Origin of the sequence: Pseudomonas antarctica (genome assembly GCF_001647715.1) — a bacterium.
Lineage (GTDB): Bacteria > Pseudomonadota > Gammaproteobacteria > Pseudomonadales > Pseudomonadaceae > Aquipseudomonas > Aquipseudomonas antarctica_A.
Window position 1 is genome coordinate 1,755,852 of record NZ_CP015600.1, and the last position, 18,962, is coordinate 1,774,813.

Annotated in this window: 22 protein-coding genes; 8 read left to right on the top strand and 14 right to left on the bottom strand. The window is 60.9% G+C overall.

All coding sequences use genetic code 11. From position 1 onward, the window contains the following. Window positions 1–14: 14 nt before the first annotated feature. The 3 genes from A7J50_RS08065 to A7J50_RS08075 form a co-directional block, all read right to left on the bottom strand. On the bottom strand, window positions 15–848 hold the full coding sequence (locus A7J50_RS08065) for a hypothetical protein (protein WP_420492093.1): 834 nt from the start codon (window positions 846–848) through the stop codon (window positions 15–17). A 112-nt stretch (window positions 849–960) separates the two neighbouring features. After that, complete coding sequence (locus tag A7J50_RS08070; RefSeq protein WP_064451326.1) at window positions 961–1,299, bottom strand: type II toxin-antitoxin system RelE/ParE family toxin; 339 nt, start codon at window positions 1,297–1,299, stop codon at window positions 961–963. Continuing rightward, window positions 1,296–1,577, bottom strand: a complete 282-nt coding sequence (locus A7J50_RS08075) for a ribbon-helix-helix domain-containing protein (protein ID WP_237140893.1) — start codon at window positions 1,575–1,577, stop codon at window positions 1,296–1,298. The genes A7J50_RS08070 and A7J50_RS08075 overlap by 4 nt, the downstream gene beginning before the upstream one ends. A gap of 342 nt (window positions 1,578–1,919) precedes the next feature. On the opposite strand from A7J50_RS08075, the gene A7J50_RS08080 reads away from it, so the two are divergent. Continuing rightward, the gene (locus A7J50_RS08080; RefSeq protein ID WP_064451328.1) at window positions 1,920–2,822 is read left to right on the top strand and encodes a LysR family transcriptional regulator; all 903 of its coding nucleotides are present in this window, start codon (window positions 1,920–1,922) and stop codon (window positions 2,820–2,822) included. Here A7J50_RS08080 and A7J50_RS08085 read toward each other — a convergent pair. Together A7J50_RS08085 and A7J50_RS08090 are read right to left on the bottom strand one after the other, a co-directional pair. Continuing rightward, window positions 2,814–3,572: a substrate-binding domain-containing protein gene (locus A7J50_RS08085; protein ID WP_064451329.1), complete on the bottom strand. Its 759-nt coding sequence runs from the start codon at window positions 3,570–3,572 to the stop codon at window positions 2,814–2,816. The two genes, A7J50_RS08080 and A7J50_RS08085, sit on opposite strands and share 9 nt — an antisense overlap. After that, window positions 3,572–4,876 (bottom strand): MFS transporter, encoded by a 1,305-nt coding sequence (locus A7J50_RS08090; protein ID WP_064451330.1) that lies wholly within the window; start codon window positions 4,874–4,876, stop codon window positions 3,572–3,574. The genes A7J50_RS08085 and A7J50_RS08090 overlap by 1 nt, the downstream gene beginning before the upstream one ends. 197 nt (window positions 4,877–5,073) lie before the next feature. On the opposite strand from A7J50_RS08090, the gene A7J50_RS31570 reads away from it, so the two are divergent. Beyond that, window positions 5,074–5,220: a hypothetical protein gene (locus tag A7J50_RS31570; RefSeq protein WP_167353680.1), complete on the top strand. Its 147-nt coding sequence runs from the start codon at window positions 5,074–5,076 to the stop codon at window positions 5,218–5,220. Between the two features lie 64 nt (window positions 5,221–5,284). Here A7J50_RS31570 and A7J50_RS08095 read toward each other — a convergent pair whose 3' ends face one another. Continuing rightward, window positions 5,285–5,677 carry a VOC family protein gene (locus A7J50_RS08095; RefSeq protein WP_064451331.1) on the bottom strand — a complete coding sequence of 131 codons (393 nt, stop codon included), beginning with the start codon at window positions 5,675–5,677 and terminating at the stop codon, window positions 5,285–5,287. 55 nt (window positions 5,678–5,732) lie between these two features. Continuing rightward, on the bottom strand, window positions 5,733–5,909 hold the full coding sequence (locus A7J50_RS31575) for a hypothetical protein (protein WP_167353681.1): 177 nt from the start codon (window positions 5,907–5,909) through the stop codon (window positions 5,733–5,735). 129 nt (window positions 5,910–6,038) lie between these two features. Here A7J50_RS31575 and A7J50_RS08105 point away from each other — a divergent pair, with 129 nt between their 5' ends. The 3 genes from A7J50_RS08105 to A7J50_RS08115 all read left to right on the top strand — a co-directional run bounded on the left by A7J50_RS08105 (window position 6,039) and on the right by A7J50_RS08115 (window position 8,621). Continuing rightward, a complete protein-coding gene (locus tag A7J50_RS08105; RefSeq protein ID WP_064451333.1) occupies window positions 6,039–6,974 on the top strand; it encodes a LysR substrate-binding domain-containing protein in 936 nt (311 codons plus the stop codon). A gap of 26 nt (window positions 6,975–7,000) precedes the next feature. Continuing rightward, complete coding sequence (locus A7J50_RS08110) at window positions 7,001–8,188, top strand: low temperature requirement protein A (RefSeq protein ID WP_064451334.1); 1,188 nt, start codon at window positions 7,001–7,003, stop codon at window positions 8,186–8,188. A 70-nt stretch (window positions 8,189–8,258) separates the two neighbouring features. Continuing rightward, a complete protein-coding gene (locus tag A7J50_RS08115; RefSeq protein ID WP_064451335.1) occupies window positions 8,259–8,621 on the top strand; it encodes a 5-carboxymethyl-2-hydroxymuconate Delta-isomerase in 363 nt (120 codons plus the stop codon). Window positions 8,622–8,624: 3 nt separating this feature from the next. Here A7J50_RS08115 and A7J50_RS08120 read toward each other — a convergent pair whose 3' ends face one another. From A7J50_RS08120 to A7J50_RS08135, 4 genes are all read right to left on the bottom strand, one after another. Continuing rightward, window positions 8,625–9,560, bottom strand: a complete 936-nt coding sequence (locus A7J50_RS08120; RefSeq protein WP_064451336.1) for a LysR family transcriptional regulator — start codon at window positions 9,558–9,560, stop codon at window positions 8,625–8,627. Window positions 9,561–9,697: 137 nt separating this feature from the next. After that, on the bottom strand, window positions 9,698–10,885 hold the full coding sequence (locus tag A7J50_RS08125; protein WP_064451337.1) for a cyanate transporter: 1,188 nt from the start codon (window positions 10,883–10,885) through the stop codon (window positions 9,698–9,700). A 213-nt stretch (window positions 10,886–11,098) separates the two neighbouring features. Continuing rightward, window positions 11,099–12,541, bottom strand: coding sequence for an aldehyde dehydrogenase family protein (locus A7J50_RS08130; RefSeq protein WP_064451338.1), 1,443 nt, complete (start codon window positions 12,539–12,541; stop codon window positions 11,099–11,101). Continuing rightward, window positions 12,538–14,163, bottom strand: coding sequence for a 5-guanidino-2-oxopentanoate decarboxylase (locus tag A7J50_RS08135; protein WP_064451339.1), 1,626 nt, complete (start codon window positions 14,161–14,163; stop codon window positions 12,538–12,540). Before A7J50_RS08135 ends, A7J50_RS08130 begins: the two co-directional genes overlap by 4 nt. Window positions 14,164–14,273: 110 nt before the next feature. Here A7J50_RS08135 and A7J50_RS08140 point away from each other — a divergent pair, with 110 nt between their 5' ends. Then, window positions 14,274–15,152 (top strand): LysR substrate-binding domain-containing protein, encoded by an 879-nt coding sequence (locus A7J50_RS08140; RefSeq protein WP_064451340.1) that lies wholly within the window; start codon window positions 14,274–14,276, stop codon window positions 15,150–15,152. A 115-nt stretch (window positions 15,153–15,267) separates the two neighbouring features. Here A7J50_RS08140 and A7J50_RS08145 read toward each other — a convergent pair whose 3' ends face one another. Together A7J50_RS08145 and A7J50_RS08150 are read right to left on the bottom strand one after the other, a co-directional pair. Beyond that, on the bottom strand, window positions 15,268–15,882 hold the full coding sequence (locus A7J50_RS08145; RefSeq protein WP_064451341.1) for an NAD(P)-dependent oxidoreductase: 615 nt from the start codon (window positions 15,880–15,882) through the stop codon (window positions 15,268–15,270). Window positions 15,883–15,916: 34 nt separating this feature from the next. Then, window positions 15,917–16,783: an MBL fold metallo-hydrolase gene (locus A7J50_RS08150; RefSeq protein ID WP_064451342.1), complete on the bottom strand. Its 867-nt coding sequence runs from the start codon at window positions 16,781–16,783 to the stop codon at window positions 15,917–15,919. Window positions 16,784–16,887: 104 nt separating this feature from the next. Here A7J50_RS08150 and A7J50_RS08155 point away from each other — a divergent pair, with 104 nt between their 5' ends. Beyond that, window positions 16,888–17,793, top strand: coding sequence for a LysR family transcriptional regulator (locus A7J50_RS08155; RefSeq protein ID WP_064451343.1), 906 nt, complete (start codon window positions 16,888–16,890; stop codon window positions 17,791–17,793). A 98-nt stretch (window positions 17,794–17,891) separates the two neighbouring features. Beyond that, entirely contained in the window at window positions 17,892–18,068 is a 177-nt protein-coding gene (locus A7J50_RS31580) for a hypothetical protein (protein ID WP_167353682.1), read from the top strand. Here the strand turns inward: A7J50_RS31580 and A7J50_RS08160 are convergent. Beyond that, window positions 18,061–18,936, bottom strand: coding sequence for a helix-turn-helix domain-containing protein (locus A7J50_RS08160; RefSeq protein WP_064451344.1), 876 nt, complete (start codon window positions 18,934–18,936; stop codon window positions 18,061–18,063). The genes A7J50_RS31580 and A7J50_RS08160 overlap by 8 nt on opposite strands. Between the last annotated feature and the right edge of the window lie 26 nt (window positions 18,937–18,962).

Below are 18,962 nucleotides of genomic sequence, written 5' to 3' on the forward strand. Positions count from 1 at the left end.
GGGCTTGGGCTGAGCTAGTGCTGTAGGCTGTCGCTGGCAATCGCCAGCGATGTGCTCACCAGTTTCAATACCCGGTTACGGCCACCTTCGGCCAGTAAATAAGTACCGTCCCCCGTTCGCACAATCGACTGCGGCGCCTTCAAGAACGACAGAATCGTCTGTTGCTGCCCCTGTTTGTCGATCAGCAGCAACCTTGCCCGATGCGTCGAGTCTTCGTTGACCCACAGCCCGCGTTCATCGCACATCAAAAACGTCGGTTTGTTCAGGCCCGCCATCACCACAGGGTCGCTGCCGTCTTCGGTCAGCTCCCGTACCACGCCTTTTTTCTTTTCCGTGTAGAGCATTCGGCCGTCGGTGCAACGGGTAATGGATTCGCCTTCGTGCAACTGGTCGCGCACGACGGTCAGGGATTGGTCGCTCCAGCGATAACGCAATAGCCGCCCATTGTCCTTGCGGTCTTCGATGGCGTAGAGGTCGTCACCCTCGACCCACAGGCCTTGAACGTTTTCACCCCGGAACAGCTCAGTGACGACACCCTCCTTGAGAAAGCTGACGGGGGCGTCGCCGGTTTCCTGGCTGAACACCCAGCCGCCGTAGGTTGCGAACATGCCGTCAGGTTTGGACAGGCTGCCGACCACCACTTCGCGTTGCCCGTCGGGATGGATGCGCACGATGCTGCCTTTCGCATCGTTGAGTTCCTGGCTGACCATCAGCGAGCCGTCAGGCAAAGGCATCAGCGAGGCCGCTTTGGGCACATCGCTGTGCACGGTTTGAACACTCCAGCCGGCCGCCGCGCTCACGGGGTAGAAGCTTTGCCAGGCGAAAAAGCCCAAGGTTGCACTACCCATCAAGCCGATCAGACTTAACCCCCATCGCAGAAATTGATGCAGGGATCCGGTGTCAGTCATTTTTATCTTCCTTGTTTATTGATCAAGCTGTCGGTCAGCGTCGGCGAGATTCTCACGCGTCTGCCGAGGGGGCGTGTGCGCCGTGACTCTGGAACCGCGCGGCATAATCCTGTCCACCGTAAAACACTCCCAGGATCGACACCGCATGAGTATCGGCGGCGACCCTGAATGCGATGGCGGTGGTATGCCGGTAATGGGTGATGCGCAACGTGGGTAGCAGGTCGTCACGGCGAGTGCCGCGCAAGGGCAACACGCAAAGGCTTTCGCAGTAGCTGATGAGGTTGTCAACAAAGCGTGCCGCTACCACTGGGGATTCGGTATCGCTGATGTAGTCTTCGAGGGCGTCAAGCTGGGCTAACGCCTCAGGCGCAAAGGCTACCGAATGACTCACGGTTTTTCGGTACTCTTTCGCTGACGTTTTGTCGTCATGTGTTCGCGAACCTGCTCGGCGGACAGTGCCCGGCCAGGGTCGGCCGTGAGAGCGGCAGCCGCAGGGATCACCTGGTCGCGCAACCAGTCCTCCATCGCGCGGTCACGCGCCAGCAGCACCCTCAGGCCGTCGCGTATGACTTCACTCTCGGACGCGTATTCACCGGCAGCGACCTTGGCTTTGACCAGGGCGGCCATCTCGAGTGGCAGGGTGATGCTCATTTGCTGGGTTGAGCGCATGTCGAAGTCCGCAGGTGTCGAGTAGGATTCAATCCTACTGGACCATTGGCGTGTTGCAAGAAGCAACTGACCGATACCGCTCGATGGCGTCTCGTCGTCGTTCCAAAAAGGATGGGGGTTCTGGCAGGTTTCCATGAGCGTCTTTCTCTCCCGTTGAGTAGGTCAGGTCGAAAGTATTGACGCTTTTTTCCGACTGTGTGGCGCCAGCGGGCGAATAACCCACTGATATGTATGACTTCATATTTGTAGCAGGGTTATTAAGACAAACCGGCCCCGTCACGCATGGCGCCCCATCCCCGCCCATACGATAATGCCCCTCAAATCGACCACACTGGCCTTCCCGTGAACATCAACTTCGACCTCAACGACCTCCAAGCCTTCCGCGCCGTGGTGGACAAGGGCAGTTTTCGGGGTGCCGCCGAGGCCATCCGTATCTCGCAACCGGCTCTCAGCCGGCGTATCGAAAAGCTTGAGTCCGCCCTCGATGTAAAGTTGTTCGAGCGCACCACGCGGCGGGTCAGCCTGACCATGGTCGGGCGAGCGTTCCTGCCCCAGGTGGAGCGCATACTCGACGACCTCGATACCGCCTTGATGGGCATCAGTAACGTGGCGTCCACGCGCATGGGTAACGTCACCATCGCCTGTGTGCCGTCCACCGCTTACTACTTCATGCCCCACGTAATCTCCGAATTCCACAAGCTGTACCCGAAGATTCGCCTGCGGGTGCTGGATGCCAGTGCCGGTGAGGTGTGCAACGCGGTGGAAAGTGGCGAGGCAGATTTCGGCGTGAGTTTCAGTGGCAGCCTGGCCGACGAGGTGGAGTTCGAGCTGCTGTTTCAGGAGCGCTATGTGCTGGCCTGTCGCCGTGGTCATCCGTTGGCCGAGCGCGCGAGCGTGACCTGGGCCGAAGCTTATGAGCACGACTACATCACCGTGGACAAAACCTCAGGCAACCGCTTCCTGCTGGACCAGGCCTTGCGTGGCGTGCGCGTGAAAAAACCGAGTATTTGCGAGACCCACCACGTGACCACAATGATCGGGCTGGTGGAGGCGGGGTTGGGGGTGGCGATGGTGCCGTCGATTGCGATGCCGGCGGGCACCCATCCCATCCTGGTGAGTGTGCCGTTGGTCGAGCCGCAGGTGATGCGCCATGTGGGCCTGATAAAACGCCGCGGGCGGACATTGCCGCCAGCGGCGCTGGAGTTGGAACGGTTGGTACGGGAGATGCCGTTTCGGTCAGCGTGATACCGAGTCCAGGCCGGTGGATTGCACCACCGGTTGCGCTTCGGGCGAGGCCAGGTAATGCAGCAACGCCTTGGCCTGGGCCGGGTGGTCGGCGTTGACCGGTATGCCCGCGGCAAAGCGCGTCACCGACTGCACGTCTTCCGGGATCTTGCCGACGTAGGTCACGCCCGGCACCGGCAACAATTCCGCCACCTGCTGCAAGCCCACCTCGTAATCACCCTTGGCGACCTGTTCGGCAACCGGGAGGCGTTCGATCATCGTGCCTTTGGCCGGCATGCCGAGCTTCTTGAACAGCTCCTTCTCGACATACACACCGCTGGCGCTGTCCGAGTACGCCACGGACTTGGCCTTGCTCAGCACTGCTTTCAACTCGGCATCGGTGCCGATTGCAGGCTTGGCCGCGCCTTCCTTCACCACCATGCCGATGCGCGAGTCCGCCAGTTCGACGCGGGACGCAGGGTCGACCTTGCCCTGTTTGATCAAGTCATCCAGGGCATAACCGACCATGATCACCACGTCGGCATGTTCGCCACGGGCCAGGCGGTTGGGAATCGCTTCCGGCGCCTTGCCCATCGACGGGCCGAGGATAGTGTCGAGGGTGTCACCGCTTTGCTGGGCGTATTGCGGGCCCAGCAATTTATACGCGGCGGTGAAACCACCGGAGGTCATCACCTTGAGCTCTTCGGCCTGTGCCGTCAGCGCCAGGGCGCCGAGGGCCAGGGCCGCCAGGGTTTTGAACCACGGCTTCATCACGCAGCCCCCTGCATCACCTGCCCACGGGTATTGGCGCGACGATACAACGCCAGGGTTGAACACAAGGCGCACAACGCGGCAAACATCATCCAGTAGGCCGGCGAAGCCTTGTCTTCGGTGATGTGAATGAACCAGGTGGAGATCGCCGGGGTGAACCCACCGAAGATCGCCGTCGCCAGGCTATAGGCCAGGGAGAAGCCCGCCACGCGCACTTCCACCGGCATGATTTCGGTCAGGGCCGGAATCATTGCGCCGTTGTACATGCCGTACAGGAACGAGAACCACAGCAGGGTTTCCAGCATATGCGCGAAGCTTGGCGCGTTCACCACGAACGACAGCGCCGGGTACGCGGTGATAACGGTCAGGGCGGTCATCGCCACCAGCACCGGCTTGCGGCCGAAGCGGTCGCTCAAGGTGCCGCCGATCGGCAGCCAGACAAAGTTCGACACGGCTACCAGCAACGTCACCAGCAGTGCATCGGAGGTGCTCAGTTGCAGCACGGTCTTGCCGAAGGTCGGCGCATACACGGTAATCAGGTAGAACGCGGTGGTGGTCATGGCCACCATCAGCATGCCGCCGATGACCATGGTCCAGTTTTTCACCAGGGTCGCCAGCACTTCGCGCATGGTCGGGCGATGCTTGCGATTGGCGAACTCTTCGGTTTCCTGCAGGTTACGGCGCAGCACGAAGATGAACGGGATGATCACGCAGCCGATGGCGAACGGAATGCGCCAGCCCCAATCGGCCACCACGGCTGGTTGCATCCAGACGTTCAGGCCATAGCCCAAGGCGGCCGCGACCACGATGGAGATCTGTTGGCTGCCCGACTGCCAGCTTGTGTAGAAGCCTTTGCGCCCGGGTGTGGCCATTTCGGAGAGGTAAACCGAGACACCCCCCAGTTCTGCACCGGCAGAGAAGCCTTGCAGCAAGCGGCCCAGCAACACCAGCAACGGTGCCCACAGACCGATGGTTTGATAACCCGGCACCAGCACGATCAGCAAGGTCCCGCTGGCCATGATCGACAGCGTCACGATCAACCCTTTGCGGCGACCCACGTCGTCGATATAGGCACCCAAAATGATCGCGCCCAGTGGACGCATCAGGAAGCCTGCACCGAAGACGGCGAAGGTCATCATTAATGATGCAAACTCATTGGCGGCGGGGAAGAACGCGGCAGCGATATAGGTGGCGTAGAAGCCGAACAGAAAGAAGTCGAACTGTTCGAGGAAGTTGCCCGAAGTAACGCGGAATACCGCACCAACTTTCGAGCGGGCAGAGTCGGACCGGGAAGGGCTAGTCATGGTTTTGTGTCTCCAGCGTTCTTTTTAAAGTGCTTGTTTCGCTTAAGACCGCGGATAGTGGCTGACACATTTAGAAATGATAAGTGAGTAATTTGGATGTATTGATGCGTCAATGCTATCAATCGTCCGTCGCGTCAAAAATCCACACCCTGTTCTATGCTTAAGGTGTGACCAATTCTTACGGATGGGAGGTGGCAATGGCTAACGAACAGAAGCGTCAGGATGAGTCGGCGCGCGAGCAACCCGAGCGCCGGCATGAGGAAGAAAAGCCGCAGACCTGGAAGCATCCAGATGACGGGCATGAGCTTTCCGAGCGAGATCAGGAGCGCCCGCTGAAACCCTGAATATCCAGGCAATGATGATCAAACGGTGGGAGCTGGCAAGCCGGCTCCCACTTTAATTCCATATTCAGCCTTGAATCGGCGTACACAACTCCACCAACGTGCCATCCGGGCAACGCACATACGACACCACTTGCCCCCAAGGCTTGGTGCTGGGCGGCGACAGCTCCTTTGCGCCATGCATGAGCGCCTTGGCATGGGCGACGAACACATCTTCGGTCACGAACCCAACCTCCATTCCCAAAGGCTTTTTAGAGGCATGCGCCGCTATGTGCCCGCCCTCGAAATTCAGTTCGCCCAATTCATGGGCGGCAAACGAGAGGGTGGTGTCGCCGGTTTCCAATTCGCCATAGGTGCCCGATTCATGCAGGAAACGGCGACTGAAACCGAAGGTCTTTTCGAAGAATGCCAGTGATGCGGCCACGTCCGGCACATAGATGATGGTGTAGGCGAATTTCATGGTTAAGCAGTCCTTGCTCAGAGAGTCAGCGTGTTAAAAGGCAGGCATCGGTTTATCAAGCCAGGGCGGAAACAGGGAAGCCCAGCGCCAGTACCCAATAGGCCACCACTGCCGCCAGGCATAGGCCGATAAACACCCGCAGCAAGGTCCTCGCGGTGGGGTGTGCGAGGAACCTGACAACCCAGAGGCAGTACCCGGCCACGACGATGGCCAAGGCGAGAATGACCAGCACGAGTGTGTTCCTGTGACCTTCAAACGCTGATTTATAGCGCCAAAGCCACCCGATGAACAGTGTGCACATAGACGCAGCCCCCTGGCCTTTCTAAACTGCGGCTTGTCTTGGGGAAAGGGGCGGGCGCCGATGAATCGCAATGAATTACGCAAGGCCGACATCAACCTGATGGTGGTCTTCGAAGCACTGATGCTCGAGCGCAATGTGACGCGTGTGGCGGAGAAGCTGTTTCTCGGCCAGCCCACCATCAGCTCGGCCCTCAACCGTTTGCGCACCTTGTTCAATGACCCGCTGTTTATTCGCGTCGGCCACCGCATGGAGCCCACTGCTCGTGCCGAAGAGATCATCCAGCACCTGTCGCCGGCCCTCGATTCCCTGTCGTCGGCCTTGAGCCTGACCCACGATTTTGACCCCACCCAGAGCACCATGACCTTCCGCATCGGGCTGTCCGATGACGTTGAGTTCGGCCTGCTGCCGCCCTTGCTGCGGGCCTTGCGCCAGGAGGCGCCGCTGGTGGTATTTGTGGTGCAGCACGTGGATTACTGGCGTATCCCCGACCTGCTGGCTTCGGGCGATATCACCGTTGGCATCACCCAGACACGCGGCCTGCCGGCAAATGCCAAGCGTAAACTGTTGCGGCATATCCGCCCCTGCCTGTTGCGGGCCGACGCGTCGGACAAACCGCTGACCCTCGACGAATATTGCGCCCGCCCGCATGTACTGGTGTCCCACACCGCCAACGTGTCCGGGTTTGCCGATGAATGGCTGGCGGAGATTGGTCGCAAGCGCCATGTGGTGTTGTCCGTGCCGCAGTACAGCGCGCTGCCGGCGTTGCTCGCCGGCACCGACATGATCGCCAGCCTGCCGGACTACACGGCCCAGGCCATGGCGGCCGGCGGGCACCTGTTTTGCGAGCCATTTCCATTCGAAACCCCGACCCTGGACTTGTCCATGGTTTGGCTCAGCCATGTCGACACCGACCCGGCGGAACGTTGGATGCGTTCAAGGCTGGAGGCATTTATGAGCGAGCGGGACATGCTGCCGGTGCTGGCGCCAAAATCTTGAGATAAGCCCTTCAGGGAGAGCCACCGATGATCCTATCCCGTTCCTTGCTGCGCGGACGCGGCAGCCATGACAGCGGCAAGGTGGGCATGGTCGAGCTGTTTTTCGACCTGGTGTTCGTGTTTGCCGTGACCCAACTGTCCCATTCGCTGCTGGCCCATCTGACCCTCGGCGGCGCGGTGCAGGTGGCGTTGATGATGGTCGCGGTCTGGTGGGTGTGGATCTTCACCTCATGGGTCACCAACTGGCTCGATCCGGAGAAAATCCCGATTCGCATCGGCCTGTTCGGCTTGATGGTGGCCGGCCTGCTGTTGTCCTCGTCGATTCCCAAAGCATTTACCGACCGCGGTTTGCTGTTTGCCGGCGCCTACGTCTTTATGCAAGTAGGCCGCACGCTGTTCGCGTTGTGGGCCGTGCGCGGCGAGTCACTCAACATGACCCGCAATTTCCAGCGGATCCTGGCGTGGATGCTCTGTTCCGCGGTGTTCTGGGTCACTGGCGCGCTGTTCGACGGTGAGCAGCGCCTGGCGTTCTGGGCGCTGGCGCTGTTGATTGAGCTGGTCTCGCCGTCGGTGTATTTCTGGGTGCCGGGGCTCGGGTGTTCGACACTGGCGGACTGGAATGTGGAAGGCAACCACATGGCCGAACGTTGCGGCCTGTTTGTGATCATCGCCCTGGGCGAATCATTGCTGGTGACCGGCGCCACCTTCGCGGAGTTGCCCTGGAGCATGGAAGGCCTGGGCGCATTTCTGGTGGCCGTGGTGGGCAGCATTGCCCTGTGGTGGATCTATTTTGACAGCGGCGCCGAGCGCGCCCATCACCGTATCGCCAGCTCTGCCGACCCGGGTCGCCAGGCACGAATTGCCTACACCTACCTGCACGTATTGATCGTCGCCGGGATCATTGTCAGTGCAGTGGCTGATGAGCTGGTGCTGGTGCATCCGGGGCATGCCAGCCAGGCGGGTGTCATGGCGATCATCGCCGGCCCCGGGGTGTTTCTGTTGGGCAGTGCGCTGTTCAAGTGGGTGATGAGTGACCGGCCGTTGCCGCCGTTTTCTCACCTGGGCGGGTTGCTGATGTTGCTGGTGCTGTTGCTGCTGGGGTTATCGCAGGTGTTTTCGGCCTTGGCACTGGGGGCGCTGACCACCGCTGTATTGGTGATCGTAGCGTTTTGGGAAAACCGTTCGTTGCGCAGCGTGACCGAAGTTTCACATTGAAAGCGCTCCGAATCAGTTCGGCTGCGTGCTATACGTATGACTCTTTTCCTACAACCATTCGGAGCTTTTCATGCCGCACCTGCACCTGGAATACACCGCCAACCTCACAGGCCTTGCCGTCGAGAAGACGCTTCTGCGGCTCAACAACGTGCTGATGGCATCCGGGCAGTTCGGTTCCGAGTTCGATATCAAAAGCCGCGCCGTGAAGGTCGAGAGTTTCCAGGTCGGCACTTCCCTCGGCCCGCGCGGTTTTATCGCGGTGAAGCTGTCGCTGCTCAGCGGGCGGTCACCGCAGGTCAAGCAGCAGCTGTCGCAAAGCCTGTTGGCGGCGTTGCAGGACCTGGGTGATTGGCCGGCGGATGCGCAGGTTCAACTCAGTGTCCAACTGGTGGACATGGATCGCGATTCCTACAGCAAGGTAGCGATCGGCTAAGGGTTACAGTAGCCCCTGGTCCGCACACACCTTCACCACCTGCTCGCGAAACCATGTGTTGGCGCGGTCCTGCTCACTGGTTTCGTTCCACTGCATGTCCAGTGTGAACCCCGGTAAACCGTTGGGCGCTTCGCAATGGCCGAACACCGTGGCCGGGGCCAGCAGCTTTTGTACGCGGCGCGGCAGGGTAACGATGAAGTCAGTGCCGGTGATCATCTTCAAGGCCGCGCTGTAGCTGTTGGCCCGGGCGATGACCTGGCGCTTGTGCGCCTGGCGTGTAAGCCAGCCGTCAATCATGTTGGTGTCGGATGTCCACGGCGTGGGGAACACGTGGCGCCGCTCGACGAACGATTGCAGGCTGAACGTCGGCTCGCGCGGTGCCGAGCGTTTATCGAACACGCACACCAGGTCGTCTTCCAGCAGCATCTGGGTCTTGAAGTCTTTGTGGGCGCGGTGAAAGTGCGGGCCGAAGCAAATCACCAGATCGAGGCGGCCTTCACGCAGGTCGTCGGCGGGGATCTCGGTTTCCAGCTTTTGCACATTGACGATCACCGGCAGGTCGGCCTGGTCGAAGTTCTTCAACAGGCGCGGCAGGATCAACTGCTCGAAGTATTCCGGGGCGCACACATTGAAGGTCACGGCCTTCTGCGTCGGGTCGAAGGCCTGGCCACCGGCATGGCACAGGTTGATGCTTTCCAGGATCTTCTGCACATGCTCGTACATGGTGGTGGCTTTGTACGTAGGGCGCATGCCCGCCCGCGTGTTGATAAACAGCTCATCTTCAAAACTGGTGCGCAGTTTCTTCAGGCTGTAGCTCACGGTGGACTGGCTGACGAACAACGTTTCAGACACCTCGGTAACGCTGCTCTGGTCGTAGACGGCGATAAACACCATCAAGTCCTGCATATCGAGCTTTCTGAGCAAATTACTGTTTAGCATCCATTCCGTCCGGTAAGCCTTGGCACTGAGGCAGCGCGCGACAAGGGCAAAAGCTTAACGGAACGGTCGTGCCAATAGAAAGTGCTGTAGGTCGTTTCTATGTTTGGCTTGGGACAAAAAATGTTGGCAACACGACGTCAGCGGATATGTTGCGCGTAATGCTTTGGGTTGAACTGCGTGACGATCAACAGCATCACGACGATCACCGCAGTCAGCGACCACCAGGCCCATTCGAAGCTGCCCAATTGGTCGCGGATCATCCCGGCGATAAGGGGTGACAGGCCAGCGATCAGATAGCCGATGCCTTGCACAAACGCGGTCAGGCCGCCGGCGCGGCGAGGGTTGTCGAGGTGGTCGAGGGACAGGATCAGGCTCATCGGAAACAGGCCGCCAATGCCCAGGCCCAGCAGGCATGGCCACAACAGGCTCACGTGTTGCGGGCTCAGGATCAGGCCGCAGAACCCCACGATGATCAGCACCAGCAGCACCGCCACCACACCGCGTTTGTCCTGGCGGCGGTTGGCGATGGCCGGGGTAATCAGCCCGGACACCACTTCCATCGCGGTCAAGAACCCCAGCAGCAAACCGGCGCTCTGTTCGCTCCAGCCTTGCTCCACGTAATACGGCGCCAGCCATGCCAGTACACAGGTGTAGGACGCGGTACCAAGACCAAAAAAGACTGCCAGCAACCAGGCCCGGCGATTGCCCAAAAACGATTCCTGCGCACCGGCGCCGGCGTGCGTCAACGGCGGCAGCACCGAGCGCTGGGCATACCAGAACACCAGGGCCAACAACGCCAACACGGCCCAGATCGCCAGGCCGATGCGCCAGCTGCCGGTCTGCACTTGCACGAATGGCGAGAACGAAGCTGCCAGCGCCGCGCCGCCCATGATGGCGGTGACGTACAGGCCCATGAACAGCGAAACGTTATCGCTGAACCGCGATTTGATCAGCGCCGGCATCACGGCCTGGATCATCGCAATGCCCACGCCGGCAGCGATTGCGCTGACGATCAGCTCCAGTGCCGAATCCAGAAACAGCCGTGAGAGCGTGGCGAGGCCAATGACTGCCAGCGACATCACAATGCTGCGGTGCTCGCCAAAACGCTTGGCCAGGCCCATGCCAAAGAACATCGCCAGGCCCATGGCCATGACCGGCAGCATGGTCAGCAACGCCGCGCTGCTGAAACTCAACGGCACATCCGTGCGAATCGACGACAACAGCGGGCCAATGGCGGCCATCGACGGGCGCAGGTTAAGGGCGACCAGTACAACGCTGATCATCAGCCAGACAGCGGTGGCGGGTTTTGCGTGAACGTTTTCCATGGGCGGGCCTTGAATAGACAAGGGCGAATCAGGCCACGCACAGGGAAGGGGGGCAAATCAGAAAGTCGTTGGGGCTATCTAAAAATTGCAGGTGACTGATGCACCGCGAATCAAAATGTGGGCTTGCTCGCGAAAGCGGTGTGTCAGTCACAGGTTCATTGCCTGATCCACCGCATTCGCGGGCAAGCTCGCTCCCACAGGGGACCTTCGTCGTTAGTGGGAGCGAATCACATGCTTGATCTCCTGAAACGCCGCCAGCCCCCACGGGCCCAACTCGCGGCCGATGCTGCTCTGTTTGTAACCGCCCCACGCCGTCTGCGGGAAGATTACCTGCGGCGCGTTGATCCATACCAGCCCGGCCTGCAAGGCATTGGCCACGCGGTCGGCGGTTTCGGCATCGGTGCTCACCACACTGGCCACCAGGCCGAAATCGCTGTCGTTGGCCAACGCAATGGCCTCGTCCTCGGAGGCAAAACGGCGTACACACAGCACCGGGCCGAAGATCTCTTCGTTCCACAAGGCACTGTCCAACGGCACATCGGTGAATACCGTCGGGCGAATGAAATAGCCCTTCGCCAGGTCCGCCGGACGATCACCGCCACACAACAACCGCGCGCCATCGTGAACGCCGCGTTGAATGTGCCCCAGCACCCGCTGATACTGCGCCCGGTTAATCAACGCGCCCATTTCCACATCGTCGACAAACGGGTCCGCCACACGAATCCCTTCAGCCCGCGCCTGCAAACGCTGCAGGAATTCATCCGCGAGGCTGTCCGCTACCAGCACGCGGCTGGTGGCGGAACAGATCTGCCCGGCGTTGAAAAAGCCGCCGCCACAGGCCAGTTCCACTGCCAGGTCGAGGTCGGCATCGGCCAATACCAGCAATGAGGATTTACCCCCCAATTCCAGGCTTACACCCTTGATGGTTTCAGCGGCACGTTGCATCACCTGCACGCCGACGGCGTTACTGCCGGTGAAGGAAATCTTCGCGACTCGACGGTCCGCTGCCAGCGGTGCACCGACTGCCAAGCCGGTGCCGCAGACCAGATTGAACACCCCGGCCGGGAACCCTGCCTCAGCAATAATCCGCGCCAGGTGCAGCTCCGCGAGCGGCGTAACTTCCGACGGCTTGAGCACCACGCAACAGCCGGCAGCCAGCGCCGGGGCGAGTTTCCAGGCGGTGGTGACCATCGGGAAATTCCACGGCACGATCAGCCCCACCACGCCGCACGGCTCTCGGCGCAGGCGCGCGCTGAAATCATCGGCGGGCAGTATCACCGGGCGGTCTTGCCCGGCGTCCATCTCTTCGGCGATGCCGGCGTAATAGTCGAAGGTGGCGATCACGTCATCCACATCCATGCCCGCTTCAAACAGAGGCTTGCCGCTGTTGCTCGATTGCAGCTGCATCAAGTATTCGCGTTGCTCGCTCACGCCCCGGGCGACCTTGCGCAGCAGGGCGCCGCGATCACTGCCGGTGCTTTTCGACCAGTCGATGAAAGCCGCACTGGCCGCGCCGACCGCTTGGGCCACGGCGCTCGCATCACCCACGCTGACGTGGGCCAACGTCGCCTCGGTGGCCGGGTTGATCACCTCCAGCACTTCATGGCCCGCACGCCATTCCCCACCGATAAACACACCGTTCAATACTGTGCTCATACCGCTACCGCCTTCATCCAGAGCGCCTGGTCGATTTCAATCAGCGTCGGCCCCTGGCGATCGGCGGCGGCGCGCAATGCCGTGCGCAGTGGCTCGATGCCCTGGATGCTTTCGGCCGCGCAGCCCAAGGCCGTGGCCACGCCGATGAAGTCCGGGGTGTAGATGTCCACGCCGACTGGCTCGATGGAACGGTTAACCATGTATTTCTTGATCTCCTCGTAGCCCTGGTTATTCCACAGCAGCACGATCACCGGCACGCGCGCTTCCACCGCGCTGGCCAGTTCCGGCAGGGTGAACTGCAGGCCGCCGTCGCCGATCAGGCACACCACCGGCTGCCCATCGCCGCGCCCCAACCAGGCGCCGATGGCCGCAGGCAGGGCGTAACCCAAGGTGCCGTAGCCGGTGGATGAGTTGAACCAGCGGCGTGGGTGGTCGAGGTTCAGGGTCAGGTTGCCGCTGTACACCGGTTGGGTGGAGTCGCCCACCAGCACGGCGTCGGGCAGTTCCTCCAGGACGGTGTTGAGGAACAGGGTTTGCGCGCGCGTGGCGGCGTCCCAGGCGGGCGTCAATTCGGCCCACAAACGGGCGACGCGCTGAGTGCCCCAGTCGCTGTGGCGAGCGGGCAATGGCGCGGTTGTCAGTTCCGCCAGCAAGGCTTCGGCGGCTATTTGTGCATCGGCCACCAGCGCGACATGCGGCGGGTAGTTGCGCACGGTCTGGTCGGGGTCGATGTCGACCCGCAGCAGTAAACCTGGAATCTCGAAGCCTCCGGCGAAGGTCACGTCATAGTCGGTTTCCGCCAGCTCCGTGCCGATGGCCAGCACCACATCGGCTTCGGCGACGAGGGCGCGGGTGGCGACAAGCGTTTGGGTCGAGCCAATCAGCAATGGGTGTGTGGACGCCAGCATACCCTTGGCATTGATGGTCAGGGCCGTCGGTGCGCCGAGGGTTTCGGCCAGGCGCATCAGTGGTGCGGCGGCATCAATGGCGCCGCCACCGGCGAGGATCAACGGGCGTTTGGCGGCCGCGAGCAATTGGCTCATCTGCTTGACCGCCGACGGCGCCGCACCGGCGCGCGCGACGCTGACAGGCGTACTGCCGAGCAGTGCATCGGCGTTTTCGACCAGCACATCCAGTGGAATCTCGATATGCACCGGGCGCGGTCGACCGGCCTGGAACAGCGCAAACGCGCGCGCCAATACGCCAGGCAACTCCGCCGCCGACATCAAGGTATGGGAGAACGCGGCGACGCCCGCGATCATCGCGCCCTGGTTCGGCAGCTCGTGCAACTTGCCGCGTCCGCCGCCCAATTGGCTGCGCGACTGCACGCTGGAAATCACCAGCATGGGGATCGAGTCGGCATAGGCCTGGCCCATGGCGGTGGTGATGTTGGTCATGCCCGGGCCGGTGATGATGAAACACACCCCTGGCTTGCCGCTGGTGCGCGCGTAGCCGTCGGCCATAAAGCCTGCGCCTTGCTCGTGGCGCGGAGTGACGTGACGGATGTGCGAACGCGCCAGGCCGCGGTACAACTCCACGGTGTGCACGCCGGGGATGCCGAACACCTGGTCCACGCCGTAGCTTTCCAGGAGGTTGACCAATACTTCGCCGCAGGTGGCCATACATGTCGCTCTTGTGATGGATTCGAGGCGGTATTGGACCGGTTGGCCCGTAGCGGCAACAATCGATAAAAAGTCATACTAGCCATGTCTCCACGTCATGGCTGAGCCCGATGAAACGCCTTCCGCCGCTGCCTGCGTTGCACACCTTCTGGGTCACGGCCCAGTGCTGCAACTTCACCCGCGCCGCCGAACACCTGCACATCACCCAAGGTGCGGTGAGCCGGCAGATTGCCGGGTTGGAGCGCCATTTGGGCTACGCCTTGTTCCAGCGCCAGGCGCGGGGCTTGAGCCTGACCGAAGAAGGCCGCGAATGGTCGTTACGCGCACAGCAGGTGTTCGGCCTGATCGGCGATGCCGTGGAGCAAATCGGCCGTCGCCGCGAGACCTTGCAACTCAAGGCCTCCACCTGCGTGATGCGCTGGCTGCTGCCGCGCTTGATGCAGTGGCAAAAGGAGCGCCCGGATGTGCCGGTGGAACTCACCACCACCGTGGCCTACACCGTGGACTTTCGCCGCGAGCAATTCGACGCGGCAGTGATCTATGCGCCCATCGCCGAGCAGTCGAGCGAGGCGCGGCACTTGTTTGATGAGCAACTCACGCCGGTTTGCGCGCCTGCTTTGCTCGATGGTTTGCACACAGCGGCGGATTTGCAGCAACAGGTGCTGCTGCACCCCACACGCGATGAGCGCGATTGGGCGTTGTGGTTGAAGGCAGCCAATACGCGCTTGAGCAACCTGGCCCAGGGGCATCATTTCGAGACATTGGATTTGGCAATGACGGTGGCCTCCCAAGGGTCCGGGGTGGCGATTGGCGACAGTGCGTTGATTGGCGAGGATGTGAAGGCCGGGCGGTTGGCGACGCCGTTTGAACTGCGGGTGCCGACGGGGATGGGCTATTACCTGGTGTATCCGCCGGGGACTGAGCCGTCGGCTGGGCTGGAAGCACTGATGGATTGGTTGGTGAGCCAGGCACAACAGTCTTGGCACTGAAGATCCAAATGTGAGCGCGGGCTTGCGCGCGAAAGCGATGTGTCAGTCAACGATGCTCTAACTGAACCAACGCCTTCGCGAGCAAGCCCGCTCCTATCGTGTTGACCGCGCTCGGTCAGTAGCCGACCGTGAAACGCTGGCGCGAGTGCTTCGGTGTTTCCACTTCGTCGATCAGCGCGATGGCGTAGTCGGCAAAGCTGATCCAGCTACGGCCGTCGCTACTGACCAGCAAATCATCCTGACCCAGGCGGAATTTCCCGGTGCGCTCGGTTTCTACGAACTCTGCCGACGGCGACAGGAAGGTCCAATCCAGTTCCTTTTCCTCACGCAGCGCTGCCAGAAATTCAGCCCCTGCGCTGGCTTCGGCCTTGTACTCTGCCGGGAAGCCCGGGCTGTCGATCACGCGGCTGCCGCCTGGCAACAGCAGCGAACCGGCACCGCCCACCACCAGCAAGCGTTTCACACCCGCTTTCTTCACTGGACCGATCACGGCGCTGGCCGGCAGGGTGGCAAAGTGCGCCGCACTGATCACCACATCGTTGCCGCTAATGGCCTGTTGTAAGGCTTGCGCATCCAGGGCATCGACTTGTTTAACGGTGACACCCGGGCGGGCGGCCAGTTTGTCGGTATTACGGGCGAGGGCGGTGACGGTATGCCCACGGCGCAACGCTTCTTCCAGCAGTTGGCTACCAGCACGGCCGGTGGCCCCAATGATTGCGATCTTGCTCATGACGTTCTCCAGTTCGTTAAAGGGTTAAAACCATTCACCACTTCATTTCGCCCTTGGCGACTTTGGCACCCAGTTCCAGGCTGCTCTCGTCCTCAAGGTTCGGGTAACGCTTTTTCATGGCTGCAATCAGTGCAGTCGAGTCCTTGGCCTTGGCGGTCTCTTCATCGAACGCCTTGATGTAGCCCGCAGTAAATGCCACGGACTGCACCGTCGGTGTGCCCAGGTAATGGCCCGGAATCACCGTGCTTGGTTTCAGGTCTTCGATGCGTTGCAAGGTCGCCAACCAGTCAGTGTGCGACTTTGCAGTTTGCGTGTCGGCCATCCATACGTGTGTGTTCTCAAAGACTACAACGCCCCCGACGACTGCCTTGATCGATGGAATCCACACAAACGTGCGGTCCGGTTGCGGGCCGTCCAGGCCGATCACTTCCAGCGTCTTGCCTTCCAGAGTCAGCGTATGGCCCTGCAACACTTGCGGGATAATCGCTTTGGATGGCTTGTCGGCGCCCAGTTTCGGCCCCCAGAACGCGAGTTTGTGTTCAGCGGTGGCCTTGATGTGGTCCACCACCGGCTGCGAGGCCAGCACTTTGGCGTCGGGGAATGCGGTGGTCAGGGTGTCGAGGCCGAAGTAGAAATCCGGGTCGCCATCGCTGACGTAGATGGTGGTCAGGTGCTTGCCGCTGGCGCGGATCTTTGTCACAAGCTGCTCGGCTTGGGTTTTACCGAATTGCGCGTTCACCAGGATGACGTCGTGCTCGCCGCTGACCAGCACCGAGCTGACCGGCATCATTGCCGAGGTACCGGGGTTGTACGCATCCAGCTTCAGGTCGGCGGCAGCGGCATGGGCGGCGAATGCCAGAGCGGCCATCGCGGTGGTCAATTGTTTGAGCGTCGAGATCATGTGCAACTCCAGCAAGCGTTAAGTGATGGACACAGCATAGTTGCACTAAACGTCACAAAAAATGCCATGATTAGACATAGTTTGTTTCTGAAATCGGGCAAATAATGGATCGTCTCCAGGCAATGCGAGTGTTTGTTACGGTAGTCGACTTGGGGAGCCAGTCGGCCGCCGCTGATCATCTGGACCTATCGCGCCCGGTGGTGTCACGGTTTCTCGCCGAGCTTGAGGATTGGGTCGGCGCCCGTCTGATGCATCGCACCACTCGAAAACTCAGCCTCACCGCCGCCGGCGCAGAAATGCTGCCCCGCTGCCGCCAGATGCTGGAGCTGTGCAGTGATATGCAAGCGGCCGTCAGTGAGTCGGACGAAGCACCTCGCGGGCAGTTAAGGCTGAGTGTCAGCAGCTCGTTTGGCCAGGCGCAGTTGGCGGATGCGGTGGTTGAGTACGTTAAGCTGTACCCGTTGGTCAGTATTGATATGCAGATGCTCGACCGCACGGTGAACCTGGTGGATGAGCGCATCGACTTGGCCATCCGCACCAGTTTTGAACTGGACCCCAACCTCATCGCCCGCAAGTTGACACTCTGTCGCTCGGTGATCTGTGCATCGCCCGGTTACCTGCTGGAGCATCCGCAGCCTCGGCAAGTACGCGACCTGGCGGGGCACAATTGCCTGACCCACTCTTACTTCGGCAAGAGTCTTTGGCACTTCACAGAGCATGGCGAGCCGGTGTCGGTGGCGGTGCAGGGCAGTATCAGCGCCAACGAGGCCAGTACGCTTTTGCGGGTGACATTGGCGGGGGCAGGGGTGGCGCGGCTCCCCAGTTACCAGGCCGGGGACTATATCCGCCGGGGTGAACTCGTGCGTTTGCTGCCCGAGGCCGAGCCGCAGCAAATGCATATTTACGCGGTCTATGCCTCACGAAAACACATGCCGTTAGCGTTGCGCAGCCTGCTGGATTTTCTGGTGCTCAGGTTTCCGCAAGAGCCTGTGTGGGACATTGGGCTCTGATCCGACATAAACATCTTGAATAGCGCCCAATAATGGCAACTCGCCCTGACTGACCTATGCTTTAAACAGCACCGAGTCGATTCATTCAGAGGTGTGCCATGACTCTAAAAATCAGAAAGTACCTGATGATTTTCATCCTGTCCGCCTTGGCCACCGCGCTGTATGGCACGGCGGCCTACCGGGTTGAACAGACCCGCATGCAGCCGACCTTTGCGATCAGCTGCCATCAGGACCTGTGCGTTCCGCGCACCGGCAGTTTCAGCGCGCTCAGGTAGGCTGCTCGGCCTTCAGTTGCTCGCGAAATGCCTTGGGCGAAAACCCGACCCGGCGGCGGAACAGCCGTGAGAAGTTAGTCGGGTCGGAGAACCCCAACACCTCCGACATCTCATTGATCGTCATGCTGGTGTAGGTCAGCAGGCGCTTGGCTTCCAGGAGCTGGCGGTCATGCATGATCTGCAGCGCCGGCTGCCCGCCCAATTCCCGACACGTACCGTTCAGGTGTGAGACCGAAATGCCCAGCTTGTGGGCCAGGTCCTCGATCTTCGGGTGTTCGCGGTAGTGTTGTTCGACCAACTGGGTAAAACGCCGGAAATATTCACGGCCACGCGGTGCTCGCGGGTGGCGGCGCTGGATAGCCTGGCGGCTGATCCATACCAGCAGCACGCTCACCAGCGCGTGCATCATCATGTCGCGCGCCGGTTGCTCATCGGCGTATTCGCTCTGCAGGCGGGTGAACAGGCTGTTGAGGTAGTCGCTGTCCTTGCCGGCCGGGTAATTGCCCAGTGCCTGCAAACCGTCAACCGTTGCACCCAGTTGCGCCTGCAAGTGGCTGACCAGCGGCGCCGCCAGGGTCACTACGTAACCTTCCACATCCTCGGAAAAACGAAACCCATGCACACACAGGGGCGGCAACACCTGCAAGGTCGACTCGCTCAGTGTGGTGCGCTGGCCTTCGATTTCCAGTTGTGCCTGGCCTTTGTGTACGTACAACAACTGGCACAGATCCGCGTGCCGGTGGGGCTGGATTTCCCACTGGTATTCCCGACTCCGCCGGGAGATGGTTTCGCAGTGCAACAAATCGGGTGTCGGCCATTGCTGGCTTTCCCCGTAAAGCTTGAAGACCGGAATCGCGGTTTTGGTCATGGTTTCAATCCGATACTCAGGATAGT

Excerpts from the sequence above, each read along its gene's own strand:
- A7J50_RS08065 (WP_420492093.1), bottom strand. The coding sequence starts at position 848 with ATGGGTAGTGCAACCTTGGGCTTTTTCGCCTGGCAAAGCTTCTACCCC.
- A7J50_RS08075 (WP_237140893.1), bottom strand. The coding sequence starts at position 1,577 with ATGCGCTCAACCCAGCAAATGAGCATCACCCTGCCACTCGAGATGGCC.
- A7J50_RS08085 (WP_064451329.1), bottom strand. The coding sequence starts at position 3,572 with ATGAAGCCGTGGTTCAAAACCCTGGCGGCCCTGGCCCTCGGCGCCCTG.
- A7J50_RS08090 (WP_064451330.1), bottom strand. The coding sequence starts at position 4,876 with ATGACTAGCCCTTCCCGGTCCGACTCTGCCCGCTCGAAAGTTGGTGCG.
- A7J50_RS31570 (WP_167353680.1), top strand. The coding sequence starts at position 5,074 with ATGGCTAACGAACAGAAGCGTCAGGATGAGTCGGCGCGCGAGCAACCC.
- A7J50_RS08095 (WP_064451331.1), bottom strand. The coding sequence starts at position 5,677 with ATGAAATTCGCCTACACCATCATCTATGTGCCGGACGTGGCCGCATCA.
- A7J50_RS08105 (WP_064451333.1), top strand. The coding sequence starts at position 6,039 with ATGAATCGCAATGAATTACGCAAGGCCGACATCAACCTGATGGTGGTC.
- A7J50_RS08110 (WP_064451334.1), top strand. The coding sequence starts at position 7,001 with ATGATCCTATCCCGTTCCTTGCTGCGCGGACGCGGCAGCCATGACAGC.
- A7J50_RS08115 (WP_064451335.1), top strand. The coding sequence starts at position 8,259 with ATGCCGCACCTGCACCTGGAATACACCGCCAACCTCACAGGCCTTGCC.
- A7J50_RS08120 (WP_064451336.1), bottom strand. The coding sequence starts at position 9,560 with ATGCTAAACAGTAATTTGCTCAGAAAGCTCGATATGCAGGACTTGATG.
- A7J50_RS08125 (WP_064451337.1), bottom strand. The coding sequence starts at position 10,885 with ATGGAAAACGTTCACGCAAAACCCGCCACCGCTGTCTGGCTGATGATC.
- A7J50_RS08130 (WP_064451338.1), bottom strand. The coding sequence starts at position 12,541 with ATGAGCACAGTATTGAACGGTGTGTTTATCGGTGGGGAATGGCGTGCG.
- A7J50_RS08135 (WP_064451339.1), bottom strand. The coding sequence starts at position 14,163 with ATGGCCACCTGCGGCGAAGTATTGGTCAACCTCCTGGAAAGCTACGGC.
- A7J50_RS08140 (WP_064451340.1), top strand. The coding sequence starts at position 14,274 with ATGAAACGCCTTCCGCCGCTGCCTGCGTTGCACACCTTCTGGGTCACG.
- A7J50_RS08145 (WP_064451341.1), bottom strand. The coding sequence starts at position 15,882 with ATGAGCAAGATCGCAATCATTGGGGCCACCGGCCGTGCTGGTAGCCAA.
- A7J50_RS08150 (WP_064451342.1), bottom strand. The coding sequence starts at position 16,783 with ATGATCTCGACGCTCAAACAATTGACCACCGCGATGGCCGCTCTGGCA.
- A7J50_RS08155 (WP_064451343.1), top strand. The coding sequence starts at position 16,888 with ATGGATCGTCTCCAGGCAATGCGAGTGTTTGTTACGGTAGTCGACTTG.
- A7J50_RS31580 (WP_167353682.1), top strand. The coding sequence starts at position 17,892 with ATGACTCTAAAAATCAGAAAGTACCTGATGATTTTCATCCTGTCCGCC.
- A7J50_RS08160 (WP_064451344.1), bottom strand. The coding sequence starts at position 18,936 with ATGACCAAAACCGCGATTCCGGTCTTCAAGCTTTACGGGGAAAGCCAG.